The organism is Clostridium sp., assembly GCF_051656525.1.
GTDB lineage: Bacteria > Bacillota > Clostridia > Clostridiales > Clostridiaceae > Clostridium.
In genome coordinates this window covers 1-6,807 of the sequence record NZ_JBOGCC010000013.1, presented here as the reverse complement: position 1 = coordinate 6,807, position 6,807 = coordinate 1, and the positions used below count along the sequence as shown (strand labels likewise).

The 6,807-nt window shown below is 28.2% G+C and carries 6 protein-coding genes; all 6 read right to left on the bottom strand.

The window, feature by feature from the left end:
• Positions 1-87: 87 nt before the first annotated feature.
• Positions 88-855: a YveK family protein gene (locus ACRDDY_RS00435; RefSeq protein WP_438562997.1), complete on the bottom strand. Its 768-nt coding sequence runs from the start codon at positions 853-855 to the stop codon at positions 88-90.
• A 405-nt stretch (positions 856-1,260) separates the two neighbouring features.
• Positions 1,261-1,842, bottom strand: a complete 582-nt coding sequence (locus ACRDDY_RS00430) for a sortase (protein ID WP_438562996.1) — start codon at positions 1,840-1,842, stop codon at positions 1,261-1,263.
• A complete protein-coding gene (locus tag ACRDDY_RS00425) occupies positions 1,835-2,707 on the bottom strand; it encodes a Cna B-type domain-containing protein (RefSeq protein WP_438562995.1) in 873 nt (290 codons plus the stop codon). Before ACRDDY_RS00425 ends, ACRDDY_RS00430 begins: the two co-directional genes overlap by 8 nt.
• A 2-nt stretch (positions 2,708-2,709) precedes the next feature.
• On the bottom strand, positions 2,710-3,540 hold the full coding sequence (locus ACRDDY_RS00420) for a class C sortase (protein WP_438562994.1): 831 nt from the start codon (positions 3,538-3,540) through the stop codon (positions 2,710-2,712).
• 122 nt (positions 3,541-3,662) lie between these two features.
• Positions 3,663-5,231 (bottom strand): SpaH/EbpB family LPXTG-anchored major pilin, encoded by a 1,569-nt coding sequence (locus ACRDDY_RS00415; RefSeq protein WP_438562993.1) that lies wholly within the window; start codon positions 5,229-5,231, stop codon positions 3,663-3,665.
• Between the two features lie 12 nt (positions 5,232-5,243).
• Positions 5,244-6,807, bottom strand: a 1,564-nt coding sequence (locus tag ACRDDY_RS00410; protein WP_438562992.1) for a Spy0128 family protein, incomplete at its 5' end; no start/stop codon positions are given.

The window sequence follows — 6,807 nt, the reverse complement described above, 5'->3', positions numbered from 1 at the left end:
TACTTAATGTTTGTTCTTAAGCTTCTGTAACATTCTGCTGGTATTGATTTTGGACTTTTATCTACTATGAACATATAATCTTTCCTCCTATACTGTTTTTTCTATATTTTTTGACTTTAATGCACTTCTATCTTTTCTTCCACCTACACGATAGTGACTTTTCACTTCATTTAGGTCATATTCAGGTATAATTCCTAAAACAGGAACTCCTAATACTTTCTCTAAATCTTCTTTATTTTTAAATGTGTTATCTAAAAATTCTTTTAAAAGAACTATTCCAACACCAATCATAACCCCTAAAACTAAAGAAATTAGCATGTTCATCTTTTTATTTGGACTTACTGGATTTACTGGAAGCTTAGCTTCTTCTATAATCTGTACATTTCCGTTTTTAATAAGTGCCTTTGATGAATTAATAAACTCCGTAGTTATAGCTTGTACAATATCAACAGTTCTCTGTGGATCATTTCCTTTATAAGCTATCTCTAAAATTTGCGTATCATTTCTTGGTGTAACAACAAGACTATTTAAAATAGTTTTAGGTGTTTCATCTACTAAACTTACTTTATTTTCACCAGTTGCTTCTCCTATTAAATCTTCAGTCTTAATAATCTCTGCATATGTAGTTATTAACTTTTGATACATTTGAATTTCACTGTTATCATAACCAGTACTTCCCTTAGTATCTTCCTTCCCTATAAAAAGCTTAACCTTTGCTTCATACTTAGGTTTAATTACAAAAAAACTAAAAATTCCTGCAACAGCAACAGCTGCAATTACAGATATTAAAATTATTTTGTATCCCTTTTTCAAGATAGCAAAAATTTCACCAAGGTTTATATTTTCTTCATTCATTCTTAAACTCCCACCCTCTCATTCATTTACCTCTTCAATATTAACATATTATTAATATTTTATTAAATAATTATACTTATTTTTAAAATATTTTTCTTATTTTTTTATTTAAACCTTTACTTTTTGCCATATTGTTTTTAAAAAGGACTATTTTTTGATTATTTACTATCACTTTTTTATGAAATTATTACTATAATATCATAATTAATTACTTTATTTTACTTTTTTGTATTTTAAATTTAATTTTATAAACATAAATTTCTAAAAAAATCTAAATATATATATTTAAATTGGAAATATTATGAATACATTTTGCTTTTAAACTTCCATCACCTCTACCTTTCCTCTTAACCCCCTCAAATTTTTCCAAATAAAAAAATAGTACAAACTTTCATTCATACTATTTTAATTCTTAATTCTCGCTCCACGAACTGCAACTCTGTCTATTCTATTATATGAGCAAGTAAATAAAGTTAAGTCCCACTCTCCAATTATCATTTCTTCTACTTTTGTTTTATGAAGGCTTTCTAGTTTTTCTACTTTGTATTTATATTCTATTCCTTCTACATCTGTAAATTTTATTTCACTGCCTTTTGTTAGTTTCTTTATTAATGAAAAGTGACTGTTGTAATTATGCCCCATTAGTACCATTGTGTCATCATATACTGAACCATTGTATCTACAAGGTGATATTTCTAAGTCTTCATAGCTCCAATTTAATTGTATTGGTAACTTTAAGTTTATTTCTTTTATTTCTAATATCCCTATATAATGCTTTCCGTTTATCTCTACACTTTTCATTCTTCCTTCCCCTCTAATTTTTGTGTTATCTAGTTTTATTTTATTTTCTAGAATTTCTAACATATTCTTTGACTCTCTTTTTCCTTTATAGTCTTTATATATGTTATCTATTGTAATTATTGAGGCTAAGATTATAAATAATGTTCCTATTTTTATTAAAGTATTTGCTATTTTCTTTTTATTCATTTCTTTTTCTTAAAGTGTAACCTAATCCTACTAATACTATCCCTCCTAAGGCTAACCCTTGTGCTATAAGCCATGGACTCCCTGTTTGTGGAAGTGTTTCATCTTCTGGTTTTACTTCTTTATCCTTATATGTGTTTTTTATTTTTATCTTTGTTCCATACTTTTCATAACTTACTTCATAGTCTTCTAATATATCTTTCTCTACTGCTGTCCAGTTATATTTTCCCTCTAAGTTTTTCCATGTATAGTTCCATTTATTTTTTTCATTTAATGTTACACTATCATAAATCTCATCATTTTTGTATAAATTTACCTTTATAGATGATGGTCTCTTTTCTACATCCTCATCATTTATCCATATTTTTTCTATATTTAAATCTATATACTCTTCTATTTCCTCTGTTTTTGTTTTTATAACTATATTTTTCTCTTCTTCACCATTAATACTTTTTCTTGGAAGTGATACTATAAAAGGTTTTGTTTTTATTAAGCTTTCTTCTGGCCCTTGTATAAAGTATATTCCTTTAGATAAACCTGCAAACTTTGCTATTCCCTTTTCATTTGTTATCTCTTCTCTTGTGTTTTTTATTTCATTCTTTTTTATATATGCTTCTATTACATTTCCATTCATATTATCTAGTGTTAAATTGCTATCTTTAAAGTTTCTATCTAATAAAAGCTTTCCATCTATAGTTGTTCCTATATAATATAATTTGAATTTACTATTTTCTATTGGCTTATTGCTATTTCTATGCTCTATTGTAACTGAATAATCATAATCCCCTTCATCTCCATATGCTAATGTTACTGGTATCGTTAAAAGAAATATAAGAAGCAGGGATGCTACCTTTTTTATTTTTTTCATTTTTATTCTCCTAAATTTTTATTTCTTTTTCTTATTATTAAATATATTACTGCTATTACAATTATTACTACTATACATATAACTATAGTATCTTTTTTCAAAAGTCTCTTATTTTCTCCTAAAAGATTCACTTCTTCTTCTATTTTTTCATTTTCTATTCTTTCTCCATGAACTAAAAGTCTGTGCGAATTTACGCCATATGGAGTACAAGTAATTAAAGTTAACATATCTTTTCCCTTTACAGGCTTTATATTTTGAACTTCTTTTGGAAGAACTACATCTATCTTACTTATCTTATACGTTAATGTTCTATCTAAGATTTTAACTACAAATGTATCTCCAACTATTAATTTCTCTAAGTCTGAAAATAGTTTTGCTGATGGAAGACCTGTATGTCCTGTAAGAACACTATGCATTCCTACTCCTCCTATTGGAAGAGTTGTTCCTTCTAAATGCCCAACTCCACTTTGAAGAACTGGCTCTGAAGTTCCATGATATATAGGAAGTCTTACATTTATTTTATCTATTGTTATAGTTCCAATTATTTGCTCATCTTCTTTTATTTTTAACTGTGATAAGTAATTTTCATCCTTAGATTCTCCAGTTTTTATTGTGCTACCTTTTTCTAATAAACCTTTATTATACTTTTCTGCTCTTTCAAATATTTTACTTAAATCTTTCTTTTCTGTTTTCTTAATCTCATCTTCGTACTTACCTATATTATAAGAGCTAACTAAGCCATTATAATAGCTACTTACTTTAGGATATATTAGTATAATAAGTCCTACTAAAAATACTAATACTAGCCCTATATTAGACATTTTTTTTCCCATTCTTCTATCCACCTTAAAAATATAGAGTAGAAAAAAAGATTTTCCTACTCTATATACTTTAGTTTAAATCTTTAGATTCAGCTTAAATTAAGCCTTCTCTAAATTAAATCCTCTTTATTTAATTAGCTAGCACGTCTTCTTCTTATTAAAAGTCCACCTGCAAGTAACATCATTATTCCTCCAACTACAGTAAAGATAGTAGTTCCTATTCCCCCTGTTTCAGGTAATAATGAGTCTGTTTTATTTATGATTGTTGTTCCAAGTTCAAAAGTTCCATCAACTTGAGTAATCCCACTTGCATTAGTTGAAATTGATACAATGTTTCCATCTTTATCGTATTCTGCTGTTATTATAAAATCTATTGGTTTTATAGGATTGTATCCATCTGGTGCTTTTGTCTCAACTATTGTGTAAGTTACAGAGTCATCTAAACCAACTATGTGGAATTTTCCATTTGCACCTGAAACTATTTTTGTTGTACATGTATCTACTGTTGTATGATCATGCTTTTCTGCACAAACTGTGTATGTGTCCCCTTCTTTTGTGAAGTATAATGAATCTTTTCCTTTTCTAATTTCGAATTCTGCACCTTGTAGTGCTGTAGTTCCATCTTCTCTAGTTTTTAATGCATTTAATTTAAAAGTATAATCTTTTACTGTTACATCTGGAGTTTTATCTTTACTATTTTCATCATATGGATTGTTGCTATATTCTAAATTAACTGTATTATCATTTGAATCTCCTGCTATAGCTGCATCTTTATTTAAAGTAGCTGTAAAGTAGATATATAATTTATCTCCTTTTGAAACAAGCTTTTCATTAATCATTTTCATTATATTTATGTCTATATCAAAAGTATGTCCATCTGTTGGATTATTATTTACTGAGTAATTTGATGTATCTAATAATGTTCCTCCATTATCTTTATCTCCAACATATATTGCTATATCATTATTAAAAGTTAATCCTGCTGTCATTTTATCGTGAATTATATATTTATAATTTTTATATCCTATTGTATCTGGAACTGTTGATATAAATCTATATTCAACTGTATCTCCAATTTGGTTATCTCCAACCTCTCCCCAGTTTCCATTTTCATTATGCTTTATATCTTTATCAATAGTTGGAGCTTGCGCTTTTAAATCTATAACAAGTTCTGTTGCAGTTGAACCCATTGATGCTGCTGCAACTACATGACTTTCATTTCCTGATACACCTTTATCTACTATTAAATAGTATCCAAGGTCTAAACCCGATACTGTTAACATTTCAGTTTTATCCTCTGCAACTACTACTTCTTCTTTGTTTGTAGCTTTAACTGGTGCGATATTATTTTTATTTGCATAATCCATTAATTCTTTTGCTACAGTATTTTTATTTTCTTCAGTTATATAACTTTTAGCAAATTCATTTAAATCTAGATTATCTTTATTTTTTTCTTTAAAGAAATTTTCAAACTCTTTAGCTATTGTGTACGAATACTTATCACTAGCTCCGCCTTCCCCTTGCTCTAATGTCATATCAAAAACTTTATACATGTTGTACGTATGCCCTACCATAGTTGTTCCTGTTTTGCTTGGGTTATTTTTTATTTTTATAACCCCATTTCCTGCTGCATATGCAGGTATAAGTCCTACTACAAATGTAAGAATAAATCCTATAGATAGTATCTTTTTTAAATTTCTCATTATTACTCCCTTTTACTCTTTAAATAATTTTATTTTTAATAATATTAACGAACTTAACATAAGTCCTAGACCTACAAATATAAATTTATCTGTTCCTATTCCCCCCGTTTCTGGTAGAATTTCATCACTTTTAGTATTTAATACTTCAAGCACTCCACCATTTTCAATAACCACTACTCCTTCTCCATCAGGATAAGGCCCTGAGTCACCTTTTATATAAAAAATTATATTTCCACCGGTCATATAATTTTCTGGTGCTTTAGTTTCAACTAGAACATACCTCTTGTTATATTCTAAAATTTTATTTGATACAGTAATCTTACCTGTACTATCAGTAGCTATATCTTTTATAATAGACTCTCCCTTTGGATTCCCATTTTCATCAGCCTCATATAAATCAAAAATAGCTCCTTCTAAAAGATTACCTGTTAGCTTGTCCTTTTTCTCAATAGTAAACTTTAACTTCTTCTCATTTATAAAAACAATATCATTTGCCGTTTCATGACTTGTTCCAGAAACTTTAGTAATTTCATTCTTGTACTTTAATTCACCATTTTCTTCATAAACAGTAACCTTTAAAAAATACACAGAATCATCATAAATAATATCAGGATTATCTCCCTTAATTTCTTTAATCTTGAAATTATAAATTCCTTCCTTAATAAAGGTTATAGGTAAAAATTCAATAGTTCCATCAGACTTTTGCTGAACAGTTTGTGGAATATTTTCAGCTATAATACCCTCAGGTAAACTTTCACCATCATACTCTAAAGTAAAGTTAAACTTTAGATTATCTAAACTTCCCTTATTAAAAACCTTCTTTGCATTTACCGACATAGCAACCTTATTTTCCTTTGGTGGTGCAATTTCTCCATTATAAGGCCAAAAGTGACTTTCCATAGTTCCACCATGCCATGATTTTACTATGGCACAACCATTCATATTTCCACCATTCCATTCAAATTTACCCTGTTCACTTATTCTATAATTCCAGAATTCTGCTTTTGGTGCTACTATATGCCCTAAAATATCTGTATCCATAGTTCTTACAAGTCTACCTTCTTCACCAATAGTTTCTAAATTAGGCATATTCCAAATTACTCTATTCATTTCTCCTATTTGCCCATCTCCAAATCCAGGCGATCCATGAATTGACCCTACAAAACGCTCACCATCTACATATATTTCTGGTAATAGATTTTGATTTTTTCCAAGCATTTCAACTTGTAAAAGTTTTGAATCTGATATATTTATAGTAGTTGGATATGGATATGGATTTTTTATAGGATGATACCCTTCTGGAAATATCATATTTACTCTTTTTAAATTACTTGCATCTTTTATTAAATAACTTTTACCTACATCTATAGTTAATACGCCTTTAGCATCAATCTTATACTTTGAATCTTGATTGACAACTATATTTTTAGAAGTATTTAGTAATTTATTAGATTCATTTAAAATTCCTACTTCTGCTTTTTCATAATTCATAAAATTATCATTTTGTAATATAGGACTGTTTCCTGAATTATTTGGCCCAGCAAAATCAGGAACCTTCCCATCTAGCATCCAATAC

Coding starts and splice junctions, on each gene's coding strand:
- ACRDDY_RS00425 (WP_438562995.1), bottom strand. CDS start 2,707: ATGAAAAAAATAAAAAAGGTAGCATCCCTGCTTCTTATATTTCTTTTA.
- ACRDDY_RS00420 (WP_438562994.1), bottom strand. CDS start 3,540: ATGGGAAAAAAAATGTCTAATATAGGGCTAGTATTAGTATTTTTAGTA.
- ACRDDY_RS00430 (WP_438562996.1), bottom strand. CDS start 1,842: ATGAATAAAAAGAAAATAGCAAATACTTTAATAAAAATAGGAACATTA.
- ACRDDY_RS00435 (WP_438562997.1), bottom strand. CDS start 855: ATGAATGAAGAAAATATAAACCTTGGTGAAATTTTTGCTATCTTGAAA.
- ACRDDY_RS00415 (WP_438562993.1), bottom strand. CDS start 5,231: ATGAGAAATTTAAAAAAGATACTATCTATAGGATTTATTCTTACATTT.